The following is a 23359-nucleotide window of genomic DNA, read 5'->3' as shown; positions in this document are numbered from 1 at the left end:
TACATCCAAGGAACAGGCCGGGGTACAACGATCAACGGCGTGGCAGGAACTGGAGCGGATCGACGGGTTTGCCCTGGCGGCGAATCTCGAAATGCAGCTTCACCCGATCTGTGCCCGTGGACCCCATTTCAGCAATCGACTGCCCTGCCTTGACCTGCTGCCCCTCCCGAACCAACAGCCTGCGGTTGTGACCGTAGGCACTGACGTAGGTGTCGCTGTGCTTGATGATGATCAGCTCGCCGTAGCCCCTCAAACCACTCCCGGCGTAGACCACCGCACCATCAGACGCAGCAAAAACAGGCTGTCCCAAATCACCGGCGATATCAATGCCTTTATTCAAACTACCGTTTGAAGCAAATTTTCCAATCAGCACGCCATTGGCCGGCCATGTCCAGTTCCCCACCGCACGCTCTGCGGCGGGCACCGTGGTAACGACCGGAGCAGGCGTGGCGGGGGTTGTTGGCGTCGACTTTCCGCCGTTTTCAGAAGGGCTGATAGGTGTTCCGGCAGGGCGACGAATGACCGTTGTCCTGCTCGATGAGGACGGGCTGGAGACCACGGTGCTGCTACCGCTGGAGCCGCTGCTGAAACGGATAGCCTGGCCCGGGCGGATGGTGTACGGCGCAGCAATGCCGTTACGCGCTGCCAGCTCCTTGTAGTCCCAACCATAGCGGAAGGCGATGGAGAACAGCGTATCGCCAGGCTTGACGATGTACTGCCCCGAAGTCACTGCCGGTCGCTTGGGCGCAGCCGTGTTTCGATCGACCACGCGCGCACCGCTGGAGCTCGTGCTGGTGCTGGAGCAACCTGTCAGCAAGGTGCCCATGGTCAGTGCAATCAGCAGAAGCTTGAAAGCCGACCGATCCTTGCGCTGCCGAATGACTGTGTGCCCCACCCGCGCTCCCCTCATGGTGCCGAAAATCGATAAGTCGATAAGAAATGCAATATTGTTGCAATTATAACCAAGCCACGCGGCATTGGCAGGGCCCAGGCCCCGCCAGATAGACAGGGCCGCGCCGCAAGAATTCGTTGCTGCTGCAAATATTCCTGGCGGTTCAGGCCAGCGGGCCGTTGAGCAGCGGCACGAAACGCACCGCGCCCAGTACGCGACGGGAGAAACCGTGCTCTTCGCGCACGATCAGCATCAGCTGCTGCACCTCACCCGCCTGGCCTACCGGAATCACCATGCGCCCTCCCGGTGCCAGCTGATCGAGCAGCGCCTGCGGCACTTCCGCTGCCACCGCGGTGACGATGATGCCATTGTAGGGCGCCAGCGCCTGCCAGCCATCACAGCCGTCGCCCCAGCGGAACACCACATTGCGCAGGTTGAGCTCGACCAGGCGCTCCTTGGCCCGATCCTGCAGCACCTTGATCCGCTCCACCGAGAATACCCGCTCGACCAGCTGCGCCAGGATCGCGGTCTGGTAGCCGGAACCGGTACCGATCTCCAGCACCTTGTCCAACGGCCCGGCTTCCAGCAACAGTTCGCTCATGTGCGCCACCATGAACGGTTGGGAGATGGTCTGGTTGTGCCCGATCGGCAGCGCCGTGTCTTCGTATGCCCGGTGCGCCAGCGCCTCGTCGACGAACAGGTGGCGCGGTGTACGGCGAATCACGTCGAGCACCTTGGGGTTCGTCACGCCTTCCTCGTAGAGGCGCTGGATCAGCCGCTCGCGGGTGCGCTGCGAGGTCATGCCGATACCGCCACGGCGCTGCAGATCGTCCTGTTCACGCATCAGAGCAGGCCCTCCAGCCAGCCGTCGAGCTGTTCAAAGGCATCGTTGAACGTGCGGTCCAGCTGCAACGGGGTAATCGATACGTAGCCTTGCATGACGGCATGGAAATCGGTGCCCGGCCCGCCATCCTCGGCATCCCCGGCCACGGCGATCCAGTAGCCTTCCTTGCCGCGTGGGTTGACCACCTTGGTCGGCGCCGCCGCCCGCGCCCGATGACCGAGGCGGGTGAGCTGGATGCCCCGGATGTGCTCCAGCGGCAGGTTGGGGATATTGACGTTGAGCACGGTGCGCGGCGGCAGCTGCAGGCGCGGCAGCGCTTCGACCAGGCGCCGGGCGATGTGAGCAGCCGTCGGCAGGTTGTCGGGCTGGCGCGACAACAGCGAGAACGCCAGCGAGGTGCCGCCCAGGAAGCGGCCCTCCAGCGCGGCGGCCACCGTGCCGGAATAGATCACGTCATCACCCAGGTTGGCCCCCAGGTTGATGCCCGAAACCACCAGATCCACCGCCTCCGGCAACAGCCCATTGAGCCCCAGGTGCACGCAGTCGATCGGCGTGCCGTTGAGGCTGATGAAGCCGTTGGCCAGGGTCTGCGGGTGCAGCGGCCGGTCCAGCGTCAGCGAACTGCCGGCGCCGCTCTTGTCTTGATCCGGGGCGATCACCACACACTCGGCATAATCCGCCAGCGCACCGTGGAGCGCGGCGAGGCCAGGTGCCGTAACACCGTCATCATTCGAAATCAGAATACGCATGGGCTGTCCGTCTGCCCTGCCGGCACCAGATCGACGAGTTCGCGCACCACCACGGTGGCGAAGCATCCGGCCGGAAGGACGAATTCCAGTTGCAGGATATCAGGCTCGGGATAATGCCACGTCAGGCCGCCAATAGGGAGCCGCAGGATGCGCCGTTCGTGACTCATGCCCGCATACGCGAGCCATTGGCAAAGTGCCGGGTGCCGCTCGCTGATCGCCGTCTCCAGCTCGGAGGTCGCGCCAGCCGCAGGCGAAGGGCCTTCACCCCACATAGGGCCAGTGGGATGCAGGTCAAGAATCCCTAGCCGAGGGTCGGAACATTCCTGCTCACCCGCCGGAAAGAAACTACGGCTATCGGTGAACGCCAACAGATCCCCGACCTGGGCGCGCTGCCAGCTGCCATCGGCGACACGCGCCGCCAGCACCTGGTTGAACACATAGCTGCGCGCCGCCGAAAGCAGGCGCGAACGCACGTTGCGCTGCTCCGGCAGGGCCTTGCGCGATGCCCAGTCCCGGGCATCGTGGACGTTGCCACCGCCGTGACCGAAACGCTGGCTGCCGAAGTAGTTCGGCACGCCCTGCTGCTTGAGCTGCTCCAGGCGTGCGTCGAGGGCCTGGCGGTCAGCTGCCAGGGCGGTCAGGCGCAGGGTGAAGCCGTTTGCCGAGTGGGCACCGCGCTGCAACTTGCGCTGGTGACGCACTTGCTTGAGCACACGCAGGGTGTCGTCTTCGGCACGCGACAGGTCCGGGTCGGCCTTGCCCGGCAGGTGCAGGCTGAACCATTGGCGGGTCAGGGCCTGGCGGTCCTTGAGGCCGGCATAGCTGATGGCGCGCACCGGTACGCCGGCGGCACGGGCCAGACGGCGGGCGGCTTCTTCGGTGTTGAGGTCTCGCTTCTCGACCCACAGCCACAGGTGCTCGCCCTGGCCGGACAGCGGAATGTCCAGCACCTCGTCGACCTGGAAGTCTTCGGCCACGGCCTTGAGCACTGCGCTCCCCAACGATTCACCCGACGCGCGCGGGCCCAGCAGGTCCAGTTCGGTCATGCTGGCAGCAGCAGGGCGACCGCATGCACGGCGATGCCCTCCTCGCGGCCGGTGAAGCCGAGCTTCTCGGTGGTGGTGGCCTTGACATTGACCTGGTCGAGTTCGACCTGCAGGTCTTCGGCAATGAGTTGGCGCATGGTTTCGATATGCGGGGCCATTTTCGGTGCCTGGGCAACGATAGTGGTGTCGACGTTGCCGACCTGCCAGCCCTTGGCCTTGACGATAGCGACCACATGACGCAGCAGCACGCGGCTGTCGGCGCCCTTGAACTGCGGGTCGGTATCGGGGAAGTGCTTGCCGATGTCGCCCAGAGCCGCAGCGCCGAGCAAGGCATCGCTCAGGGCGTGCAGCAGCACGTCACCGTCGGAATGGGCCAGGAGGCCGTATTTGTGGGGAATACGCACCCCACCCAGGGTAATGAAATCACCGTCGCAGAAACGGTGCACATCGTAGCCGTGGCCAATACGCATAGAAAAACGCCCTGATTGAGTCAGGGCGTGATTCTACCTGCTTTGCAGGTGGTTGGGCGGCTTTTGGACCGGGCTGTTACACCCGCCCCAACGCCATCGCATGATGGCGCAGGTGCTCATCGATGAAGCTGGCGATGAAGTAGTAGCTGTGGTCATAGCCAGGCTGCAGGCGCAGGGTCAGCGCATGACCCCCTTTGCGGGCGGCCTGCTCAAGCGCTTCAGGCTTGAGCTGCTTCTCGAGGAAGTCATCACGGTCGCCCTGGTCCACCAGCAATGGCGGGCACTCGCCTGCAGGCGTTTCCGCCAGCAGCACACTGGCATCCCACTCGCGCCAGCGCGCACGGTCTTCGCCCAGGTAGCGGCTGAAGGCCTTCTCGCCCCACGGGCAATCCATCGGGTTGCTGATCGGCGAGAACGCCGACACCGAGCGATAGCGCCCCGGGTTGCGCAAGGCGCACACCAGCGCGCCATGGCCCCCCATGGAGTGGCCACTGATGCTGCGCTGGCCAGAGGCCGGGAAGTGCGCCTCGATCAGTGCTGGCAGCTCCTGCACCACATAGTCGTGCATGCGGTAATGCTGCGCCCAAGGCTGCTGGGTGGCATTGAGGTAGAACCCAGCGCCGAGGCCGAAGTCCCAGGCGCCGTCAGGGTCGCCTGGCACCTGCTCGCCACGCGGGCTGGTGTCGGGGGCGACGATGATCAGCCCGAGCTCGGCGGCCAGGCGCTGGGCGCCGGCCTTCTGCATGAAGTTTTCGTCGGTGCAGGTGAGGCCGCTGAGCCAGTACAGCACCGGCAGCTTCTCGCCCTGCTCGGCCTGCGGTGGCAGGTAGACGGCGAACACCATGTCGCAGCCCAGCACCCTGGAGTGATGCCGGTAACGCTTGTGCCAGCCGCCGAAGCTCTTCTGGCAGGAGATGTTATCCAGGCTCATGGCTGACCTCAGAAGTGGATCACGCTGCGGATGCTCTTGCCTTCATGCATCAGGTCGAAGGCCTTGTTGATGTCTTCCAGGCCCATGGTGTGGGTGATGAAAGTATCCAGCGGGATCTCGCCCTTCTCGGCCATGTCCACGTAGCTTGGCAGCTCGCTGCGGCCGCGTACGCCGCCGAATGCCGAACCGCGCCAGACACGGCCGGTTACCAGCTGGAACGGACGGGTGGCGATTTCCTGGCCGGCACCGGCCACACCGATGATCACCGACTCGCCCCAGCCCTTGTGGCAGCATTCCAGGGCCGCGCGCATCAGTTGCACGTTACCGATGCACTCGAAGGAGAAGTCCACGCCACCGTCGGTGAGGTCGACGATCACTTCCTGGATCGGGCGGTCGTAGTCTTTCGGGTTGATGCAGTCGGTAGCGCCCAACTGACGGGCGATCTCGAACTTGGCCGGGTTGATGTCGATGGCGATGATGCGCGAGGCTTTGGCCTTGACTGCACCGATCACAGCCGACAGGCCGATGCCGCCGAGGCCGAAGATGGCCACGGTGTCACCTGGCTTGACCTTGGCGGTGTTGAGCACCGCGCCGATACCGGTGGTGACACCGCAACCGAGCAGGCAGACCTTCTCCAGCGGCGCTTCCTTCTGGATCTTGGCCACGGAAATTTCCGGCAGCACGGTGTACTCGGAGAAAGTCGAGGTGCCCATGTAGTGGAACAGCTGCTGGCCCTTGTACGAGAAGCGGGTGGTACCGTCCGGCATCAGGCCCTTGCCCTGGGTGGCGCGGATGGCCTGGCACAGGTTGGTCTTGCCCGAGAGGCAGAACTTGCACTTGCCGCATTCGGGGGTATACAGCGGGATCACGTGATCGCCCACCGCCACCGAGGTCACGCCCTCGCCAATCGCTTCGACGATCGCACCGCCTTCATGGCCGAGGATCGACGGGAAGATGCCTTCCGGGTCGGCGCCGGACAGGGTGTAGGCGTCGGTGTGGCAGACACCGCTGGCGACCACGCGCAGCAGCACTTCGCCGGCCTTGGGCATGGCTACGTCGACTTCGACGATTTCCAGGGGTTTCTTGGCCTCGAAGGCAACGGCAGCACGGGACTTGATCATCACAGGGTCTCCAGACAGAGGTCGGTTCAGTCCAGCAGTGTAATCCAGGCGCTTTTGATGAATAATCCAGGCAAAGCCAAAACATTATTGCCATACAGGGATAATTGATGAGCAGCCGCTGGGAAGGCATCGACGAATTCGTCGCCGTGGCCGAGTCTGGCCAGTTCACGGCAGCAGCCGAGCGCCTGGGCGTGTCGTCGTCGCACATCAGCCGGCAGATCGCCCGCCTGGAAGAACGCCTGCAGACCCGTTTGCTGTACCGCAGTACCCGCCGGGTGGCCTTGAGTGAAGCCGGGCAAACCTTTCTGCAGCATTGCCAGCGCCTGCAGGACGGCCGCGAGGAAGCGCTGCGCGCCATGGGCGACCTGGCCAGCGAACCCAAGGGCCTGCTGCGCATGACCTGCGCGGTGGCCTATGGGGAGCGCTTCATCGTGCCGCTGGTAACGCGTTTCATGGCGCTGTATCCGCAACTGCGGGTCGAAGTGGAACTGAGCAACCGCACCCTCGACCTGCTGCACGAAGGCATGGACCTGGCGATCCGCCTGGGCCGCTTGGCAGACTCACGGCTGGTAGCCACGCGCCTTGCGCCGCGGCGCATGTACCTGTGCGCGTCACCAGCGTACCTGGAGCGGTACGGGCGGCCGCACAGCCTGTCGGAACTGGCCCGGCACAATTGCCTGATCGGCAGCTCCGACCTCTGGGCCTTGCAGCAGGATGGCCGCGAGATCAGCCAGCGGGTACAGGGCAACTGGCGTTGCAACAGTGGCCAGGCGGTGCTGGATGCGGCGCTGCTGGGGATGGGGTTATGCCAGTTGCCGGACTATTACGTGCTCGAGCATCTGAACAGTGGGGCGCTGGTATCACTGCTGGAGGGGCATCAGCCGCCGAATACGGCGGTGTGGGCGCTGTATCCGCAGCAGCGGCATCTGTCGCCGAAGGTCAGGCGACTGGTGGATTATCTGAAGGAAGGGCTGGCGGGATTGCCGGAGTATCGGGTGACCTGACAGGACGCTGGGACCGCACAGCGGCCCCGGCCATTTCAGCGCCGTCCAGCCCAGCGCTGGCGCAACCACTCGAGGTCTTCCGGCCGGGTGACCTTGATGTTGTCGCTGCGCCCTTCGACCAGCCGCGGCGCCTGCCCCGACCATTCGATGGCCGACGCTTCATCGGTCACCACCACATCGGAAACCAGGCTCTCGGCCAAGGCCCGATGCAGCGCACCCAGGCGGAACATCTGCGGCGTATAGGCCTGCCAGATGGTGCTGCGATCCACCGTCGCGGCTACCCGCCCATTGCCATCGGCGCGCTTGAGGGTATCGCGTGCTGGCACCGCCAGCAGCCCGCCTACCGGGTCGTCGGCCAGTTCCGACAGCAGCTTGTCGAGGTCGCTGCGCGCCAGGTTCGGCCGCGCCGCATCGTGCACCAGCACCCAGTCGTCGTCCGACGCCCCTTGGGCATGCAACAGCAACAAGGCATTGAGCACCGAATCGGCGCGTTCGTCCCCCCCGGCGGCGCGCTGGATGCGCGGGTCGCTGGCGCAACGCAGGCCAGGCCAGTACGGGTCGTGTTCGGCAATGCTGACCACCACGCCTTTGAGCGAGGGGTGGCCAAGAAAACAGTCGAGGCTGTGCTCGAGGAGGGTCTGCCCGGCCAGCTCCAGGTATTGCTTGGGGCGGTCGGCAGCCATGCGGGCACCGACGCCCGCAGCAGGAATCACGGCCCAGAAGGCCGGTAGTGGTTCGATCATTTTTGCGGCAGCTGGAAGAGGGTTTCGCCCTCTTTGACCATTCCCAGTTCATGACGAGCCCGTTCTTCGACGGTCTCCATACCTTTCTTCAACTCCAGCACCTCGGCATCGAGCACACGGTTACGCTCCAGCAGCCGTTCGTTCTCGGCGTGCTGTTCGTCGATCTGCTGCTTGAGCTCGGCCACTTGCGCCAGGCTGCCGTTACCCACCCAAAGGCGGTACTGCAGGCCACCGAGCAGCAGGAGCAGGACAAGGAACAACCAATAGGGACTGCGCATCAAGGTATCCAGGTTAAAGACCGCCGCACACGGGCGTCATATAGCACGAAGCCTGGCCGAGGCCAGGCTTCGTCGACAGAAACCCGCATGAAGCGTCAGAAATTTCAGTATGAAACTTCCGACAGCCTCGGCTGCTGTCTTTTTACCATCTCTTGCTTAGCCGCGAAACTCGGCACGACCACGGTAAACCGCTTTAGCGCCCAGTTGCTCTTCGATGCGCAGCAGCTGGTTGTACTTCGAGACGCGGTCGGAGCGGCACAGCGAGCCCGTCTTGATCTGGCCAGCAGCGGTACCCACGGCCAGGTCGGCAATGGTCGAGTCTTCGGTTTCACCGGAGCGGTGCGAGATCACCGCGGTGTAGCCGGCAGCCTTGGCCATCTGGATGGCTTCCAGGGTTTCGGTCAGCGAGCCGATCTGGTTGAACTTGATCAGGATCGAGTTACCGATGCCCTTCTCGATGCCTTCCTTGAGGATCTTGGTGTTGGTCACGAACAGGTCGTCACCGACCAGCTGCACCTTTTCACCGATCTTGTCGGTGAGGATCTTCCAGCCAGCCCAATCGGACTCGTCCAGGCCGTCTTCGATCGAGATGATCGGGAAGCGCTCGGTCAGGCCTTTCAGGTAGTCGGCAAAACCTTCGGCGTCGAACGACTTGCCTTCACCGGACAGGTTGTACTTGCCGTCTTCGTAGAATTCGGAAGCCGCGCAGTCCAGGGCCAGGGTCACATCGGTGCCCAGCTTGTAGCCGGCTTTCTCGACCGCTTCGGCGATGGCACCCAGCGCGTCTTCGTTGGAAGCCAGGTTCGGGGCGAAACCACCTTCGTCACCCACAGCGGTGTTCAGGCCACGGGCCTTCAGCACAGCTTTGAGGTGGTGGAAGATTTCGGTGCCCATGCGCAGGCCGTCGGAGAAGGTCTTGGCGCCAACCGGCTGCACCATGAACTCCTGGATGTCGACGTTGTTGTCGGCGTGCTCGCCGCCGTTGATGATGTTCATCATCGGCACCGGCATCGAGTACTGGCCCGGGGTGCCGTTCAGGTTGGCAATGTGCGCGTACAGCGGCAGGTCCTGATCCTGTGCAGCGGCCTTGGCAGCAGCCAGGGACACGGCCAGGATGGCGTTGGCGCCCAGCTTGGCCTTGTTCTCGGTACCGTCCAGTTCGATCATGGCGCGGTCCAGGGCCTTCTGGTCGGAAGGATCCTTGCCCAGCAGCAGGTCACGGATCGGGCCGTTGATGTTGGCGACGGCCTTCAGCACGCCCTTGCCCAGGTAACGGCTCTTGTCGCCATCACGCAGCTCGAGCGCTTCGCGCGAGCCGGTGGAAGCACCGGACGGCGCGCAAGCGCTGCCGATGATGCCGTTGTCGAGCAGTACATCGGCTTCTACGGTGGGGTTGCCACGCGAATCGAGAACTTCACGACCTTTGATGTCGACGATTTTTGCCATTGTTGTAAGCACTCCAGAATTGACGAAAACAACGCAACTTTAGGGAATTCTTGCCTTGCACCAGGCGGGGACGCAGCAGGCAGGCCTGGCAGAAGCAACCCCTGACCGAACGGTCAGGGGTAGATCGGGGCGTACTTTACCCGAGAAATGAGCCTTGCGCGGCTTTAACCGTCGGAAAACTCATCAAAGACCTGAAAAAATCAGGCCTTGTTCTTCTGGGCCAGGGCCGCCTTGACGAAGCCGCTGAACAGCGGGTGACCGTCACGCGGGGTGGAGGTGAACTCCGGGTGGAACTGGCAGGCAACGAACCATGGGTGGTCCTTGGCCTCGACCACTTCGACCAGCGCGCCGTCTTCGGAACGACCGGAAACCACCAGGCCACCCTCGACCAGCTGAGGCAGCAGGTTGTTGTTGACCTCGTAGCGGTGACGGTGACGCTCGGTGATGATGTCCTTGCCGTAGCAGTCGTGCACCTTGGAACCGGCAGCCAGCTGGCAGTCCTGTGCGCCCAGGCGCATGGTGCCGCCCAGGTCGGAGGCTTCGGTACGGGTCTCGACGGCACCGGTGGCATCGGCCCACTCGGTGATCAGGCCGACCACCGGGTGGCCGCTGTTGCGGTCGAACTCGGTGGAGTTGGCGTCTTTCCAGCCCATCACGTTACGGGCGAACTCGATCACCGCCACTTGCATGCCCAGGCAGATACCCAGGTACGGGACCTTGTTCTCACGGGCATACTGCACCGCGGTGATCTTGCCTTCCACGCCACGCAGGCCGAAACCGCCCGGCACCAGGATCGCGTCGGCGCCTTCGAGCAGGCTGGTGCCCTGGTTCTCGATGTCTTCGGAATCGATGTAACGCAGGTTGACCTTGGTGCGGTTGGTGATACCGGCGTGGCTCATCGCTTCGATCAGCGACTTGTACGCGTCCAGCAGCTCCATGTACTTGCCGACCATGGCGATGGTGACTTCGTGCTCAGGGTTGAGCTTGGCATCGACCACCTTGTCCCACTCGGACAGGTCGGCGCTGTTGCACTGCAGGCCGAAGCGCTCGACGACGAAGTCGTCCAGGCCCTGGGCGTGCAGCACACCTGGGATCTTGTAGATGGTGTCGACGTCTTCCAGCGAAATCACCGCACGCTCTTCGACGTTGGTGAACAGCGCGATCTTGCGACGCGACGAGGCGTCGACCGGGTGGTCGGAACGGCAGATCAGCACGTCAGGCTGCAGGCCGATGGAGCGCAGTTCCTTGACCGAGTGCTGGGTCGGCTTGGTCTTGGTCTCGCCAGCGGTGGCGATGTACGGGACCAAGGTCAGGTGCATCAGCATGGCGCGCTTGGAGCCCACTTCGACGCGCAGCTGGCGGATCGCCTCGAGGAACGGCTGCGACTCGATGTCACCCACGGTACCGCCGATTTCCACCAGGGCCACGTCGGCATCGCCAGCGCCCTTGATGATGCGACGCTTGATCTCGTCGGTGATGTGCGGGATGACCTGGATGGTCGCGCCCAGGTAGTCACCACGACGCTCTTTACGCAGCACGTGCTCGTAGATACGGCCGGTGGTGAAGTTGTTGTTCTGGGTCATGGTCGTGCGGATGAACCGCTCGTAGTGGCCCAGGTCGAGGTCGGTTTCGGCGCCATCGTGGGTGACGAACACTTCACCATGCTGGAACGGGCTCATGGTGCCCGGATCGACGTTGATGTACGGATCCAGCTTGAGCATGGTGACCTTCAGGCCCCGCGCTTCCAGGATGGCCGCCAGGGAAGCCGAGGCAATGCCTTTCCCCAATGAAGAAACAACACCGCCCGTGACGAATATGTAGCGCGTCATGAAAAACCCTAGAAGTCTGCGTTAAGGCGGCCAGCGCCGCCGGAGAAAGCGAAGGAAGGCCGAAGCCCCCGATCACCTGCGTCAATCACAGTGCATCTCGAAAAACTGCCGCGTCTGTACAGACCAGGGGTATCCCCGGCATGGAGCTCGCTCGTCATTTCCAGAATCAGCCCAGCAAAAAACTGCTTGGTAATCGGCAACTGCTGTGTTTCCGGGGAAGCCACAGAAGTTGTATCAAGAAGGGAGGGTAGTCTACCGGAATGTACCCTTCAGCTCAAACCTTGCGCGTTCGTCGGCGGCTGCCAGTGAAGCTGGCAATCTGCCTGCGCCAGCGAAGGCAGATTGGCCACCGCCAGCAGGCGCTCGCCGCAATACAGCAACGGCAGGCGCGGACGCACAAAGTGCGGGACCTGCAGCTCGTTGAGCAGGCGTTTGAGGTCGCGCCGGCCACGGCCGGGGATGTCCAGCACCTCGCCGCCCTGGCGGTAGGCGACATGCAGTTCGCCCAGCGGCGCGGCGACATCAAGTCGCACACTGCCATTGCCCGGCAATTCCAGGACCGCCCCAGGGTCGGCCCAGGCGTACTCGCCCGTGGGTTGCTGCAGCCAGTCACCACTCAACCACCAGATACGGCCATGACTGCGCAGCAACCGACCGTCGGCTAGCTGCCAGGCCGGCTGTGCATCTGCCGCAGCATCGCGCAGGTCCGCCCAGCCGGCCCAATGACGGGTATCGGGCAAGCGGGTTCGCTGGCTCAGCCAGTGCTGCAGGGCATTGCGCTGCCGTGCGGGAGACAAGCGGGTGAGCGCCGCCAGTTCGAGCGACTGCAAGGCCGCCCAGGCTGGCGCGGCGCCCTCCCCGGCCTTGGCCAGATCGCCTTGCGCCAGTTCATCGAGCAGCCCCAGCGCCTCACTCAGATGCTCTGCACAACGGGCGAAGTTCTGGCTGGCCTGCGGCCAACGCTGGTGCAAATGCGGGAACACCGCTGCGCGCAGATAGTTGCGGTCGAAGGCAGTATCAACATTCGTCGGGTCTTCGATCCACACCAGCTCATTGGCCTGGGCGTAGTCATGCAACTGCTGGCGCGAGGTGCTCAGCAATGGCCGGGCCAGGCGGCCCTGCCCTAGCGGGCGCTGTCCGGGCATCGCCGCCAGGCCGCGCAGGCCAGCACCGCGCAGCAGGCGGAAGAGCAAGGTTTCAGCCTGATCGTCCCGGTGCTGGGCGGTGAACAGGATGTCGCCGGGCCCGAGGACTTTGGCCAAGGCGGCATAGCGGGCGTCGCGGGCGGCCTGTTCGAGGCTGGCACCGGGGGCGACCTGGACGTGGATGACCTGAAGTTCGATGCCGAGCTTGTCGCAGATGGCTTGGCAGTGAGCGGGCCAGGCGGCGGCGGCATATTGCAGCCCGTGGTGGACATGCAGGGCGCGCAGCGGGGGTATCTGCTGATTGCGGGCGTGGCTGGCCAGCAAGTGCAGGAGGACGGTGGAATCGAGGCCGCCAGAGAAGGCGATGTACCAGGCGGGGGCTTTCAGCCAGGGAGTGAGGTTGATCATTGGGGCCTCACTCGGCTTGAGATTGCCGGGGCCGCTCTGCGGCCCCGGCGCTCTATCAGAGGCCGTAGCTCATCAGGCGGTCGTAACGACGGGCCAGCAGCGCGTCGTTGTCGAGCTTGCCGAGCATGTCCAGCTGCTGCACCAGGTCGGCGCGGATGCTTTCGGACATCTTGGCCGGGTCACGGTGGGCGCCGCCCAGCGGCTCCGGGATGACCTTGTCGACGATGTTCAGGCTCTTCAGGCGCTCGGCGGTGATGCCCATGGCTTCAGCGGCGTCGGCAGCCTTGTCGGCAGTCTTCCACAGGATCGAGGCGCAGCCTTCCGGCGAGATCACCGAGTAGGTGGAGTACTGCAGCATGTTCAGCTGGTCGCACACGCCGATGGCCAGTGCACCGCCGGAACCACCCTCACCGATCACGGTGGCGATGATCGGGGTCTTCAGGCGGGCCATGACACGCAGGTTCCAGGCAATGGCCTCGCTCTGGTTGCGCTCTTCGGCGTCGATGCCCGGGTAGGCGCCCGGGGTGTCGATGAAGGTCAGGATCGGCATCTTGAAGCGCTCGGCCATTTCCATCAGGCGGCAGGCCTTGCGGTAGCCTTCAGGGCGCGGCATGCCGAAGTTGCGGCGCACCTTCTCGCGCACTTCGCGGCCCTTCTGGTGGCCGATGACCATGACCGGCTTGCCGTCCAGGCGCGCAGTACCACCAACGATGGCGGCGTCGTCGGAGAAGTGGCGGTCACCGTGCAGTTCTTCGAACTCGGTGAAGATGTGATCCAGGTAGTCCAGGGTGTATGGACGACGTGGATGACGGGCCAGGCGGGCGATCTGCCAGCTGGTCAGGTTGCCGAAGATGCTTTCGGTCAGGGTGTTGCTCTTGTCTTGCAGACGGGCAATTTCATCGCTGATGTTCAGCGAGTTGTCGTTACCTACCAGGCGCAGGCCTTCGATCTTGGCTTGCAGGTCGGCAATCGGCTGTTCGAAATCGAGAAAATTCGGGTTCATAGTCATCCGTCTTGGGTCTACGGCCAGGCGGCCGGCCGGTTGATCCGTTTGGCGCCCTACCTTAAGGGATCAGGCGCATATAGGTCGAGATTAAATTTCGTCGATTCAACGATATTGCAGGAAGACGTTCTCACGCCCGAACTGGTCACGCAGCGCCTGAATCAAGCCATCGGCCGGGTCGATCTTCCACTGCTCACCGAACTGCAACATGGCCTTGGCATCGCTGCCGGTGTACTCCAGCGTGATCGGGCAAGCCCCGCGATGGCGGGTGATCAGTTCGCCCAGCCACTTCAGGCGATCGCCCTTGAGGGCCTCGTGTGCCACCTTCAGGCGCAGGCTCTCGGCCAGCTTGGTGCGCGCGTCCTCCATGGTCATCACCTGCTTCACCCGCAGGCGCAGGCCGCCAGAGAAGTCGTCGTTGCTGACCTCGCCTTCGACCACCACCATGGCATCGTTCTGCAGCAAGGACTGTGCCGCGATGTAGGCATCGGCAAACAGCGAGGCCTCGATGCGCCCGGAACGGTCATCCAGGGTGACGAAGCCCATCTTGTCGCCCTTCTTGTTCTTCATTACCCGCAAGGCAATGATCATCCCGGCAATGGTCTGGGTCTCGCGCGACGGCTTGAGGTCGATGATGCGCTGGCGGGCAAAACGGCGAATCTCGGTCTCGTATTCATCGATCGGATGGCCGGTGAGATACAGCCCCAGGGTGTCCTTCTCGCCTTTCAGGCGCTCCTTGAGGGTCAGTTCGCGCACCTTTCGGTGGTTGGCGTAGACGTCGACATCTGCCTCGTCGAACATGCCGCCGAACAGGTCGACGTGGCCACTGTCTGCGGTATGGGCCGCCTGCTCGGCGGCCTTGATGGCTTCGCCCAGGGCAGACAGCAAGGTCGCACGGTTGAGGTCGATATTGGCCTGATAGGCCTTGATCTCATCATGGAAATGCGGGCCCAGGCGATCCAGCGCACCGCTGCGGATCAACGCATCGAGGGTACGCTTGTTAACCCGTTTGAGGTCGATGCGCTCACAGAAGTCGAACAGGTCCTTGAACGGGCCACCCTGGGCACGCGCCTCGACAATGGCTTCCACCGGGCCTTCGCCGACGCCCTTGATCGCACCCAGGCCGTAGACGATGCGGCCGTCGTTGTTGACGGTGAACTTGAAGTCGGAGAAGTTCACGTCCGGCGCATCGAGGCGCAGCTTCATGCTGCGCACTTCCTCGACCAGTACCACCACCTTGTCGGTGTTGTGCATGTCCGCCGACAGTACCGCGGCCATGAACGGCCCCGGGTGATGGGTCTTCAGCCAGGCAGTCTGGTACGACACCAGGCCATAGGCAGCGGAGTGGGATTTGTTGAAGCCGTAGCCGGCGAACTTTTCTACCAGGTCGAAGATGTTACCGGCCAAGTCCGCATCGATATTGTTGGCCACACAACCTTCGATGAAACCACCGCGCTGCTTGGCCATTTCCTCAGGCTTTTTCTTACCCATCGCCCGGCGCAGCATGTCGGCGCCGCCGAGGGTATAGCCCGCCATCACCTGGGCGATCTGCATCACCTGTTCCTGGTACAGGATGATGCCGTAGGTCGGTGCCAGCACCGGTTTCAGGCCTTCGTACTGGTAGTCCGCGTGCGGGTAGGCCAGCTCGGCACGACCGTGCTTGCGGTTGATGAAGTCGTCCACCATGCCCGACTGCAGCGGGCCCGGGCGGAACAGTGCGACCAGTGCGATGAGGTCTTCCAGGCAGTCGGGCTTGAGCTTCTTGATCAGCTCCTTCATGCCCCGCGATTCGAGCTGGAACACCGCTGTGGTCTCGGCCTTCTGCAGCAGCTCGTAGGTCTTGCGGTCGTCCAGCGGGATGAAGTCGATATTGAGGGCGGGCAGGTCCTTCTTGGCCTGCTCGCGGTTGATGATCTCCATCGCCCACTTGATGATGGTCAGGGTACGCAGGCCGAGGAAGTCGAACTTCACCAGGCCGGCAGCCTCGACGTCATCCTTGTCGAACTGGGTCACCAGGCCGCCGCCCTCTTCGTCGCAGGCAATCGGCGAGAAGTCGGTGAGCTTGGTCGGGGCGATGACCACGCCACCGGCGTGCTTGCCGGTACCACGGGTGACACCCTCGAGCTTGAGCGCCATGTCCCAGATCTCACGGGCATCCTCGTCGCCCTTGAGGAAGTCACGCAGGATCTCTTCCTGCTCGTAGGCCTTCTCAAGGGTCATGCCCACTTCGAACGGGATCATCTTCGACAGGCGGTCGGCAAGGCCATAGGACTTGCCCTGCACCCGCGCCACGTCGCGCACCACCGCCTTGGCGGCCATGGTGCCGAAGGTGATGATCTGGCTCACGGCGTTGCGGCCGTAGGCTTCGGCCACGTAGTCGATCACCCGGTCACGGCCGTCCATGCAGAAGTCGACGTCGAAGTCGGGCATGGAAACACGTTCAGGGTTGAGGAAACGCTCGAACAGCAGGTCGTAGGCCAGCGGGTCGAGGTCGGTGATCTTCAGCACGTAGGCCACCAGCGAGCCCGCACCCGAACCCCGCCCCGGGCCAACCGGCACGTCGTTGTTCTTGGCCCACTTGATGAAGTCCATAACGATCAGGAAGTAACCGGGGAAGCCCATCTGGATGATGATGTCCAGTTCGAACTTCAGGCGGTCCAGATAGACCTGGCGCTTCTCTTCGTAATTCGGGGTGGTCTCTTTCGGCCAGAGCACCGCCAGGCGCTCCTCCAGGCCTTCGTGGGAGACGTGGCGCAGGTAGTCATCGATGCCCATGCCGTTGGGCGTCGGGAAATCAGGCAGGAAGTATTTGCCCAGCTGCACCTGGATGTTGCAGCGCTTGGCAATCTCGACGGTGTTGGCAATGGCATCGGGCAGGTCGCTGAACAGCTCGGCCATTTCCTCGGCCGACTTCAGGTACTGCTGGTCGCTGTAGCCACGCGGGCGTCGCGGATCGTCGAGGGTCCAGCCCTCGCCGATGCAAACGCGGGTTTCGTGGGCGTCGAAGTCGGACTGCTTGATGAAGCGCACGTCGTTGGTGGCGACCAGTGGCGCGCCGAGCTGGTCGGCCAGGGCCACGGCGGCGTGAACGTATTCTTCGTCGCCGGCGCGGTTGGTGCGCTGCACTTCGACGTAGAAGCGCTCCGGGAACATGCCCATCCACTCGCGCAGCAGGGCTTCGGCTTCATCCTGGCGACCATTCATCAGGGCCATGCCGATATCGCCTTCCTTGCCGGCGGACAGGGCGATCAGCCCTTCGCTGGCGGGGGCGATCCACTCACGCTGGAGGATCACCAGGCCGTTGCGCTGGCCGTCGGTCCAGCCACGGGAGATCAACTCGGTGAGGTTGCGATAGCCCTTGGGGTCCATGGCCAGGAAACAGATGCGCGACAGCGGTGCATCCGGGTCGGCGCCGGCCAGCCACAGGTCGGCACCGCAGATCGGCTTGATCCCGGCGCCCATGGCGGTCTTGTAGAACTTGACCAGCGAGCACATGTTGCTCTGGTCGGTGATCGCCACCGCCGGCATGTTCATCCCCGCCAGCGCCTTGGCCAGCGGCTTGATCCGCACCAGGCCGTCGACCAACGAGAATTCGGAGTGGACGCGCAGGTGAACGAAGGGAACCGACATGGAAAGTCCTGTAGCAGTGCTGAACGACAAGGGCGGGATTGTAGCGTAATTGCTTAAAACATTTGGGGCCGCATAGCGGCCCCAGTTCATCAGATCAACGCGTTGGTGATGCCTTCACGGGCTTCCCAGGCGGCCCGCACCGGGCCGAACGAGCGCCGATGAATGGGCGTGGGGCCGAGGCGCGCGAGGGCTTCGAGGTGCACAGGCGTCGGATAGCCTTTATGCCCACCCATCCCGTAACCCGGATAGATCAGCTCGAACGCGCTCATCTCCCGATCACGGGTCACCTTGGCCAGGATCGAGGCGGCAGCGATTGCCGGTACCTGGCTATCGCCCTTGACCACCGGTGCAGCCGGCACTGCCAGCTTCGGGCAACGGTTACCGTCGATCAGTGCCAGCTTCGGCGTCACGTGCAGCCCTTCCACCGCTCGCTGCATGGCCAGCATGGTCGCCTGCAGGATGTTCAGCCGGTCGATTTCCTCGACTTCGGCGCGGGCGATGCAGAAGCTCAGGGCTTTTTCGCAGATCTCGTCGAACAGCGCCTCGCGCTTGGCTTCGGTGAGTTTCTTCGAATCGTTCAGGCCGAGAATCGGCCGAGCCGGGTCAAGGATCACCGCCGCCGTGACCACTGCACCGCACAGCGGGCCGCGGCCGACTTCGTCGACGCCGGCGACCAGGTCTTCGACCAGGTTGAAGTCCAGTCCAATCTGCATGTCAGCGGTCCTTGAGCAAAGCGAGCACCGCGTCGGCCGCCTGGTTGGAGGCGTCGCGGCGCAGGGTGCGGTGAATCTCGTCGAAGCGTTCGGTCTGCCGGGCACCGTCGGTGACCAGCGGCGCCAGGGTCTGTGCCAGCGCTTCGCTGGTCGCGGCATCCTGCAGCAACTCCGGCACCAGCTCACGCTGGGCCAGCAGGTTGGGCAGCGACACGTAGGGGCTTTTCACCAGGCGTTTGAGAATCCAGTAGGTCAACGGTGCCAGGCGATAGGCCACGACCATCGGGCGCTTGTACAGCAGCGCCTCCAGCGTGGCGGTACCCGAAGCGATCAGCACCGCGTCGCAGGCGGCCAGGGCCTGGTGCGACTGGCCATCAAGGAGGGTCAACGGCAGATCGCGGCCTTCGAGCATCTGCTCGACCTGGGCACGCCGCGCTGCGTTGGCACACGGCAACACGAAACGCACACCAGGCACCAGCTCGCGCAGGCGCTGGGCGGCGTTGAGGAACAGTGCCCCCAGGCGCCCGACCTCACCACCACGGCTACCCGGCATCAACGCCACCACCGGCCCATCAGTCAGGCCCAGTTCGTTACGCGCAGCCTGACGGTCCGCCGTCAACGCAATGGTATCGGCTAACGGGTGGCCGACAAATCGCACCGGCACACCCTGCTCTTCGTAAAAACGTGCTTCGAAGGGCAGCAGCGTGAGCATCAGGTCGCAACCTTCGCGGATCTTCAGCACACGTTTCTGCCGCCACGCCCAGACTGACGGGCTGACGTAATGCACAGTCTTGATCCCGGCCTGACGCAGTTTCAGTTCGATATTGAGGGTGAAATCGGGGGCATCGATGCCGATGAACACATCGGGCTTTTCGTCGATCAGGGTCTGGATCAGCAGCTTGCGCCGCTTGAGCAGCTCACGCAGGCGACCCAGCACTTCGACCAGGCCCATGACTGCGAGGCGCTCCATGGGGAAGTATGACTGAAGGCCTTCGGCCTCCATCAACGGGCCACCCACACCAATAAAGCGAACATCGGGATGGCGCGCCTTGAGGGCGCGCATCAGACCGGAACCGAGAATATCGCCGCTGGCCTCACCCGCGACCAGGGCTACGCAAAGCTGCGCCATGTCAGCGGGTGATGCCGCGGGCGGAGTTCACGATCGACTGGCGGAACAGCTCGACCTGCTCGTGCTTGGCGGCCAGCTCGTCCAGCTCCTTGATCGCCTCTTCCACGGTCAGCCCCTGGCGATAGACGATCTTGTAGGAACGGCGCAGGGCATGGATGACCTCATCGCTGAAACCACGGCGGCGCATGCCTTCGAAGTTCATGCTGCGGGCCTCGGCAGGGCTGCCGAATACCGTGACGAAGGCCGGCACGTCCTTGCCGATCGCCGTGCCCATGCCGGAAAACGCATGGGCGCCGATGTGGCAATACTGATGCACCAGGGTGAAACCGGACAGGATCGCCCAGTCACCCACGTGCACATGCCCGGCCAACGCGGTGTTGTTGACCAGGATGCAGTGGTTGCCGATGACACTGTCGTGGCCGATGTGGGCATAGGCCATGATCAGGTTGTGATCACCCAAGGTGGTTTCCGCACGGTCCTGGACCGTACCACGGTGAATGGTCACACCTTCGCGGATCACGTTGTGATCACCGATCACCAGGCGCGTCGGTTCACCCTTGTATTTGAGATCAGGGGTGTCTTCACCAATCGAGGAAAACTGGTAGATACGGTTGTGCTTGCCAATCCGGGTAGGCCCCTTGAGCACTACATGGGGGCCAACGACGGTGCCCTCGCCGATTTCGACGTCGGGGCCGACGATCGACCACGGGCCAACCTCGACGCCATCGGCCAGCTTGGCCGACGGATCGATGATCGCCCGCGGATCAATCGAACTCATAGGGAGCGTTCCGCACAGGTGATCTCAGCCGAGCACACCGGCTTGCCGTCGACCAGGGCGCGGCACTCGAACTTCCAGATCATGCTCTTGCGGCTGAGGAACTTGGCTTCCAGCACCAGCTGGTCGCCCGGCAGTACCGGCTGACGGAAGCGCAATTTGTCGGAACCGACGAAGTAGTACAGGGTGCCATCGGCCGGCTTGGCATCGAGCATCTTGAAACCAAGGATGCCGGCCGCCTGGGCCATGGCTTCGATGATCAGGACGCCCGGCATGATCGGGTGTGCCGGGAAATGGCCATTGAAGAACGGCTCGTTGATGCTGACATTCTTGTAGGCACGAATGCTCTGGGCCTCGAAGTCCAGATCCGTCACGCGATCTACCAGCAGGAACGGGTAGCGGTGAGGCAGGTATTCGCGAATCTCGTTGATGTCCATCATTTCGGGGGGAAGCCTGTAATAAGAATAGGGAGCGCAGGTGCTGACCACACGCTCCTTTTGCAGTCCAAAGAGGAGCCAGCTAGCGACTGTTCACTCTTGCTCAGGAAATGGTATCAGCCTTCTGATGTCGGCTGGCCACCTGAGGTCACGGTATCGACACGTTTTTCCAGCTGCTGGAGCCGCTTGGCCATGTCATCGAGCTGGCGAATTCGCGCCGCGCTCTTGCGCCAGTCAGCCAGGGGCTGCATGGCCGTGCCGGATGAATAGGACCCTGGTTCGGTGATCGAACGGGTGACCATGGTCATCCCGGAGACGAATACGTTATCGCAGATATCGATATGCCCCACCAGGCCCACGCCACCCGCCAGCATGCAATGCTTGCCGATGCGCGTACTGCCGGAGATCCCGACACAGGCAGCCATGGCCGTGTGATCACCGATCTGCACGTTGTGGGCGATCTGGATCTGGTTGTCGAGCTTGACCCCATCACCAATCCGGGTGTCGGACAGCGCGCCACGGTCAACGGCAGTATTGACGCCGATTTCCACGTCATCGCCAATGGTGACGCCGCCAATCTGGGCGATCTTGCGCCAGATGCCTTTCTCGTTGGCGAAGCCGAAGCCCTCGCCGCCGATCACGGCACCCGACTGAATGACCACACGCTTGCCGATGGTCACGTCGTGATACAGCGTGACCCGCGGTGCCAGCCAGCCGCCTTCACCGACCACGCAACGGGCACCGACGAAGCAATGTGCGCCGATGCTGACGTTGGCGCCGATACGCGCACCGCTTTCGATGACCGCGAACGGGCCGACACTGGCACTGGCATCCACCTGGGCATCCTCCGCCACCACGGCGCTGGGATGAATACCCGCCACAGCCTTGGGTTTGGGGTCGAACAGGTGGGAAATGCGCGCATAAGCCAGGTACGGGTCAGCCACGATCAGGGCATTGCCGGCAAAGCCTTCGGCGTCCGCAGCCTTGAGCAGCACCGCAGCGGCCTGGCAGTTGTCCAGGTATTTGCGGTACTGCGGATTGGCGAGGAAGCTCAATTGACCGGGGCCGGCCTCCTGCAAGGTGGCCAGCCCGGTAATCTGCAGCGCCTCAGGGCCTTTGAGTGTGGCCCCGAGGGCCTCGGCCAGCTGGCCGAGCGTCATGGTCACGGTCATATCAACGCGCTTGGTTCATGCGCTCGATGACTTGGCGGGTGATGTCGTACTGAGGCTTGACATCGATGACCGCGCCGCGCTCGAGAACCAGGTCGTAACCGCCCTTCTTGATCACTTCCTCGACGGCGCCGTCCAGCTTCGGCTTGAGCTGCTTGAGCATGTCGCGATCAGCAACGGCCTTGGCCTCGTTCAGCTCCTTGGACTGGAACTGGAAGTCACGGGCTTTCTGCTTGAATTCGAGCTCCAGGCGCTCACGCTCCTGCTGCTGCATCTTGTCGCCGCCTTTGATCAGACGGTCCTGGATGCCCTTGGCGCTGCTTTCCAGGCTTTTCAGCTTGGTCAGTTGCGGGCCGAACTTCTTCTCGGCATCGACCGCGTACTTCTTGGCGGCATCGGATTCGAGCAGGGCCATCTGATAGTTCAGCACGGCGACCTTCATTTCGGCGAAAGCCGGGGTGGCGACCAGCGCCGCGGCCACTACGGCCAGTTGAGCCAATTTACGCACGATGCACTCCTGGAAAAACCGTTGTCGTTAAGCAAGGGCCGACCTTAGAAGGTCTGGCCCAGAGAGAATTGGAACACCTGGGTATCGGCATCGCTCGGCTTCTTCACCGGCATCGCCAGGCTGAAGCTCAACGGGCCCAGAGCAGTAATCCAGGTCACACCCAGACCGACCGAACTGGCCATGCCCGAGAAACCGACCTTTTCGCAATCCGGCTTGCTGCCGCAATTGGTATCGAACACGTTACCCACGTCCCAGAACACGGAGGTGCGCAGGGAGCGCTGGTCCTTGATGAACGGCAGCGGGAACAGCAATTCGGCACCACCTTGCACCAGCACGTTACCACCGAACGGCAGCGGATCCTGATCCGGGTCGGCGATGGTGCCAGGGTTCTTGCCGGTACTAGGCGTACTGCGCGGGCCCAGGGTGCTGTCTTTGAAACCACGCACGGAGTTGAAGCCACCCGCGTAGTAGTTTTCATAGAACGGCAGGCCCGAAGTGCTGCCGTAGCCATCACCATAGCCCAGTTCGGTATGCAGGCGCAGGGTGTAGTCATTGGTAATCGGCTTGAACAGCTGGCCGCGGTAGTCGAGCTTGTAGAACGACAGGTCGCTGCCCGGAATGGTGCTCTCAAGCGTCAGGCTCTGGGAGTGACCACGGGTCGCCAGCACACCTTTGTTCAAGGTCGACTCGGACCAGCCGATCGAGGCCTTGAAGTTGGTGAAGTTTTCGCCTTCCTGCTTGAGGAAGTCGAAGATCTCGTCAACGGTGTACTTACCGGTCTTGATCTTGTCCTGCTGAACGCTCAGGCCGTAGGTCAGGCGCGAGGTTTCGCTGATCGGGTAGCCAAGGCTGACACCGGCACCCACGCTGTCCACCGCATAGCTGGCCACGTCGACGTCAAGGTCGCTGTAGTCGGTGCTGCGGTAGAAGGCGTTGTAGCCCAGGCTCACGCCGTCGGCAGTGAAGTAGGGGTCAACGAAGCCGAAGTTGTAACGGGTCTGGTATTGCGAACGGGTCAGGCCGATGGACACCTTGTTACCGGTACCGAGGAAGTTGCTCTGGCTGATCGAACCACCGAGGATCAGGCCG

22 protein-coding genes are annotated in these 23359 nt (G+C 63.2%); 1 reads left to right on the top strand and 21 read right to left on the bottom strand.

Features of this window, described 5'->3' with window-relative positions; translation table 11 throughout:
• Positions 1-31: 31 nt before the first annotated feature.
• The 7 genes from F6X59_RS17110 to F6X59_RS17080 all read right to left on the bottom strand — a co-directional run bounded on the left by F6X59_RS17110 (position 32) and on the right by F6X59_RS17080 (position 6053).
• A complete protein-coding gene (locus F6X59_RS17110; protein WP_372240423.1) occupies positions 32-895 on the bottom strand; it encodes a peptidoglycan DD-metalloendopeptidase family protein in 864 nt (287 codons plus the stop codon).
• Positions 896-1055: 160 nt separating this feature from the next.
• Entirely contained in the window at positions 1056-1694 is a 639-nt protein-coding gene (locus F6X59_RS17105; protein WP_178120103.1) for a protein-L-isoaspartate(D-aspartate) O-methyltransferase, read from the bottom strand.
• A gap of 41 nt (positions 1695-1735) precedes the next feature.
• Positions 1736-2485, bottom strand: coding sequence for a 5'/3'-nucleotidase SurE (surE, locus tag F6X59_RS17100; RefSeq protein WP_152957240.1), 750 nt, complete (start codon positions 2483-2485; stop codon positions 1736-1738).
• Positions 2473-3531 carry a tRNA pseudouridine(13) synthase TruD gene (truD, locus tag F6X59_RS17095; RefSeq protein ID WP_152957239.1) on the bottom strand — a complete coding sequence of 353 codons (1059 nt, stop codon included), beginning with the start codon at positions 3529-3531 and terminating at the stop codon, positions 2473-2475. The genes surE and truD overlap by 13 nt, the downstream gene beginning before the upstream one ends.
• Positions 3528-4001: a 2-C-methyl-D-erythritol 2,4-cyclodiphosphate synthase gene (gene ispF, locus F6X59_RS17090; protein WP_152957238.1), complete on the bottom strand. Its 474-nt coding sequence runs from the start codon at positions 3999-4001 to the stop codon at positions 3528-3530. The genes truD and ispF overlap by 4 nt, the downstream gene beginning before the upstream one ends.
• A 76-nt stretch (positions 4002-4077) precedes the next feature.
• The gene (gene fghA, locus F6X59_RS17085) at positions 4078-4932 is read right to left on the bottom strand and encodes an S-formylglutathione hydrolase (RefSeq protein ID WP_152957237.1); all 855 of its coding nucleotides are present in this window, start codon (positions 4930-4932) and stop codon (positions 4078-4080) included.
• 8 nt (positions 4933-4940) lie between these two features.
• Positions 4941-6053 (bottom strand): S-(hydroxymethyl)glutathione dehydrogenase/class III alcohol dehydrogenase, encoded by a 1113-nt coding sequence (locus F6X59_RS17080; RefSeq protein WP_103445319.1) that lies wholly within the window; start codon positions 6051-6053, stop codon positions 4941-4943.
• A gap of 107 nt (positions 6054-6160) precedes the next feature.
• On the opposite strand from F6X59_RS17080, the gene F6X59_RS17075 reads away from it, so the two are divergent.
• Positions 6161-7057 carry a LysR substrate-binding domain-containing protein gene (locus tag F6X59_RS17075; RefSeq protein ID WP_152957236.1) on the top strand — a complete coding sequence of 299 codons (897 nt, stop codon included), beginning with the start codon at positions 6161-6163 and terminating at the stop codon, positions 7055-7057.
• A gap of 35 nt (positions 7058-7092) precedes the next feature.
• Here the strand turns inward: F6X59_RS17075 and ispD are convergent, their stop codons facing one another.
• The 14 genes from ispD to bamA all read right to left on the bottom strand — a co-directional run.
• Positions 7093-7800, bottom strand: a complete 708-nt coding sequence (gene ispD / locus F6X59_RS17070; protein WP_152957235.1) for a 2-C-methyl-D-erythritol 4-phosphate cytidylyltransferase — start codon at positions 7798-7800, stop codon at positions 7093-7095.
• Positions 7797-8078 (bottom strand): cell division protein FtsB, encoded by a 282-nt coding sequence (gene ftsB / locus F6X59_RS17065; RefSeq protein ID WP_023534037.1) that lies wholly within the window; start codon positions 8076-8078, stop codon positions 7797-7799. Before ftsB ends, ispD begins: the two co-directional genes overlap by 4 nt.
• A gap of 156 nt (positions 8079-8234) precedes the next feature.
• Complete coding sequence (gene eno / locus F6X59_RS17060; RefSeq protein ID WP_003252333.1) at positions 8235-9524, bottom strand: phosphopyruvate hydratase; 1290 nt, start codon at positions 9522-9524, stop codon at positions 8235-8237.
• Positions 9525-9724: 200 nt separating this feature from the next.
• The gene (locus F6X59_RS17055) at positions 9725-11353 is read right to left on the bottom strand and encodes a CTP synthase (RefSeq protein ID WP_152957234.1); all 1629 of its coding nucleotides are present in this window, start codon (positions 11351-11353) and stop codon (positions 9725-9727) included.
• A 269-nt stretch (positions 11354-11622) separates the two neighbouring features.
• Positions 11623-12906 carry a tRNA lysidine(34) synthetase TilS gene (gene tilS / locus F6X59_RS17050; protein WP_152957233.1) on the bottom strand — a complete coding sequence of 428 codons (1284 nt, stop codon included), beginning with the start codon at positions 12904-12906 and terminating at the stop codon, positions 11623-11625.
• A 55-nt stretch (positions 12907-12961) separates the two neighbouring features.
• Positions 12962-13909: an acetyl-CoA carboxylase carboxyl transferase subunit alpha gene (accA, locus tag F6X59_RS17045; protein ID WP_152957232.1), complete on the bottom strand. Its 948-nt coding sequence runs from the start codon at positions 13907-13909 to the stop codon at positions 12962-12964.
• 105 nt (positions 13910-14014) lie between these two features.
• On the bottom strand, positions 14015-17539 hold the full coding sequence (gene dnaE, locus F6X59_RS17040) for a DNA polymerase III subunit alpha (protein ID WP_152957231.1): 3525 nt from the start codon (positions 17537-17539) through the stop codon (positions 14015-14017).
• Positions 17540-17628: 89 nt separating this feature from the next.
• The gene (gene rnhB, locus F6X59_RS17035; RefSeq protein WP_152957230.1) at positions 17629-18252 is read right to left on the bottom strand and encodes a ribonuclease HII; all 624 of its coding nucleotides are present in this window, start codon (positions 18250-18252) and stop codon (positions 17629-17631) included.
• 1 nt (position 18253) lies between these two features.
• Positions 18254-19381, bottom strand: coding sequence for a lipid-A-disaccharide synthase (gene lpxB, locus F6X59_RS17030; protein ID WP_152957229.1), 1128 nt, complete (start codon positions 19379-19381; stop codon positions 18254-18256).
• Position 19382: 1 nt separating this feature from the next.
• Complete coding sequence (gene lpxA, locus F6X59_RS17025; RefSeq protein ID WP_152957228.1) at positions 19383-20159, bottom strand: acyl-ACP--UDP-N-acetylglucosamine O-acyltransferase; 777 nt, start codon at positions 20157-20159, stop codon at positions 19383-19385.
• Positions 20156-20596 carry a 3-hydroxyacyl-ACP dehydratase FabZ gene (gene fabZ / locus F6X59_RS17020; RefSeq protein ID WP_003252314.1) on the bottom strand — a complete coding sequence of 147 codons (441 nt, stop codon included), beginning with the start codon at positions 20594-20596 and terminating at the stop codon, positions 20156-20158. The genes lpxA and fabZ overlap by 4 nt, the downstream gene beginning before the upstream one ends.
• Positions 20597-20709: 113 nt before the next feature.
• Positions 20710-21765: a UDP-3-O-(3-hydroxymyristoyl)glucosamine N-acyltransferase gene (gene lpxD, locus F6X59_RS17015; RefSeq protein ID WP_152957227.1), complete on the bottom strand. Its 1056-nt coding sequence runs from the start codon at positions 21763-21765 to the stop codon at positions 20710-20712.
• 1 nt (position 21766) lies between these two features.
• Positions 21767-22270 carry an OmpH family outer membrane protein gene (locus tag F6X59_RS17010; protein ID WP_003252311.1) on the bottom strand — a complete coding sequence of 168 codons (504 nt, stop codon included), beginning with the start codon at positions 22268-22270 and terminating at the stop codon, positions 21767-21769.
• A gap of 44 nt (positions 22271-22314) precedes the next feature.
• The coding region (gene bamA, locus F6X59_RS17005; protein WP_152957226.1) for an outer membrane protein assembly factor BamA at positions 22315-23359 on the bottom strand (1045 nt) is incomplete at its 5' end.

The sequence above is a fragment of the Pseudomonas sp. MN1F genome (assembly GCF_009391885.1).
Classification (GTDB): Bacteria; Pseudomonadota; Gammaproteobacteria; order Pseudomonadales; family Pseudomonadaceae; genus Aquipseudomonas.
Note: the sequence above shows the minus strand (reverse complement) of the source record. Positions and strands in the feature narration are given on the sequence as shown.

Coding starts and splice junctions, on each gene's coding strand:
- surE (WP_152957240.1), bottom strand. CDS start 2,485: ATGCGTATTCTGATTTCGAATGATGACGGTGTTACGGCACCTGGCCTC.
- tilS (WP_152957233.1), bottom strand. CDS start 12,906: ATGATCAACCTCACTCCCTGGCTGAAAGCCCCCGCCTGGTACATCGCC.
- lpxD (WP_152957227.1), bottom strand. CDS start 21,765: ATGACCGTGACCATGACGCTCGGCCAGCTGGCCGAGGCCCTCGGGGCC.
- accA (WP_152957232.1), bottom strand. CDS start 13,909: ATGAACCCGAATTTTCTCGATTTCGAACAGCCGATTGCCGACCTGCAA.
- dnaE (WP_152957231.1), bottom strand. CDS start 17,539: ATGTCGGTTCCCTTCGTTCACCTGCGCGTCCACTCCGAATTCTCGTTG.
- truD (WP_152957239.1), bottom strand. CDS start 3,531: ATGACCGAACTGGACCTGCTGGGCCCGCGCGCGTCGGGTGAATCGTTG.
- fabZ (WP_003252314.1), bottom strand. CDS start 20,596: ATGATGGACATCAACGAGATTCGCGAATACCTGCCTCACCGCTACCCG.
- F6X59_RS17075 (WP_152957236.1), top strand. CDS start 6,161: ATGAGCAGCCGCTGGGAAGGCATCGACGAATTCGTCGCCGTGGCCGAG.
- ftsB (WP_023534037.1), bottom strand. CDS start 8,078: ATGCGCAGTCCCTATTGGTTGTTCCTTGTCCTGCTCCTGCTGCTCGGT.
- lpxA (WP_152957228.1), bottom strand. CDS start 20,159: ATGAGTTCGATTGATCCGCGGGCGATCATCGATCCGTCGGCCAAGCTG.
- F6X59_RS17055 (WP_152957234.1), bottom strand. CDS start 11,353: ATGACGCGCTACATATTCGTCACGGGCGGTGTTGTTTCTTCATTGGGG.
- eno (WP_003252333.1), bottom strand. CDS start 9,524: ATGGCAAAAATCGTCGACATCAAAGGTCGTGAAGTTCTCGATTCGCGT.
- fghA (WP_152957237.1), bottom strand. CDS start 4,932: ATGAGCCTGGATAACATCTCCTGCCAGAAGAGCTTCGGCGGCTGGCAC.
- F6X59_RS17105 (WP_178120103.1), bottom strand. CDS start 1,694: ATGACCTCGCAGCGCACCCGCGAGCGGCTGATCCAGCGCCTCTACGAG.
- ispF (WP_152957238.1), bottom strand. CDS start 4,001: ATGCGTATTGGCCACGGCTACGATGTGCACCGTTTCTGCGACGGTGAT.
- rnhB (WP_152957230.1), bottom strand. CDS start 18,252: ATGCAGATTGGACTGGACTTCAACCTGGTCGAAGACCTGGTCGCCGGC.
- lpxB (WP_152957229.1), bottom strand. CDS start 19,381: ATGGCGCAGCTTTGCGTAGCCCTGGTCGCGGGTGAGGCCAGCGGCGAT.
- F6X59_RS17080 (WP_103445319.1), bottom strand. CDS start 6,053: ATGATCAAGTCCCGTGCTGCCGTTGCCTTCGAGGCCAAGAAACCCCTG.
- ispD (WP_152957235.1), bottom strand. CDS start 7,800: ATGATCGAACCACTACCGGCCTTCTGGGCCGTGATTCCTGCTGCGGGC.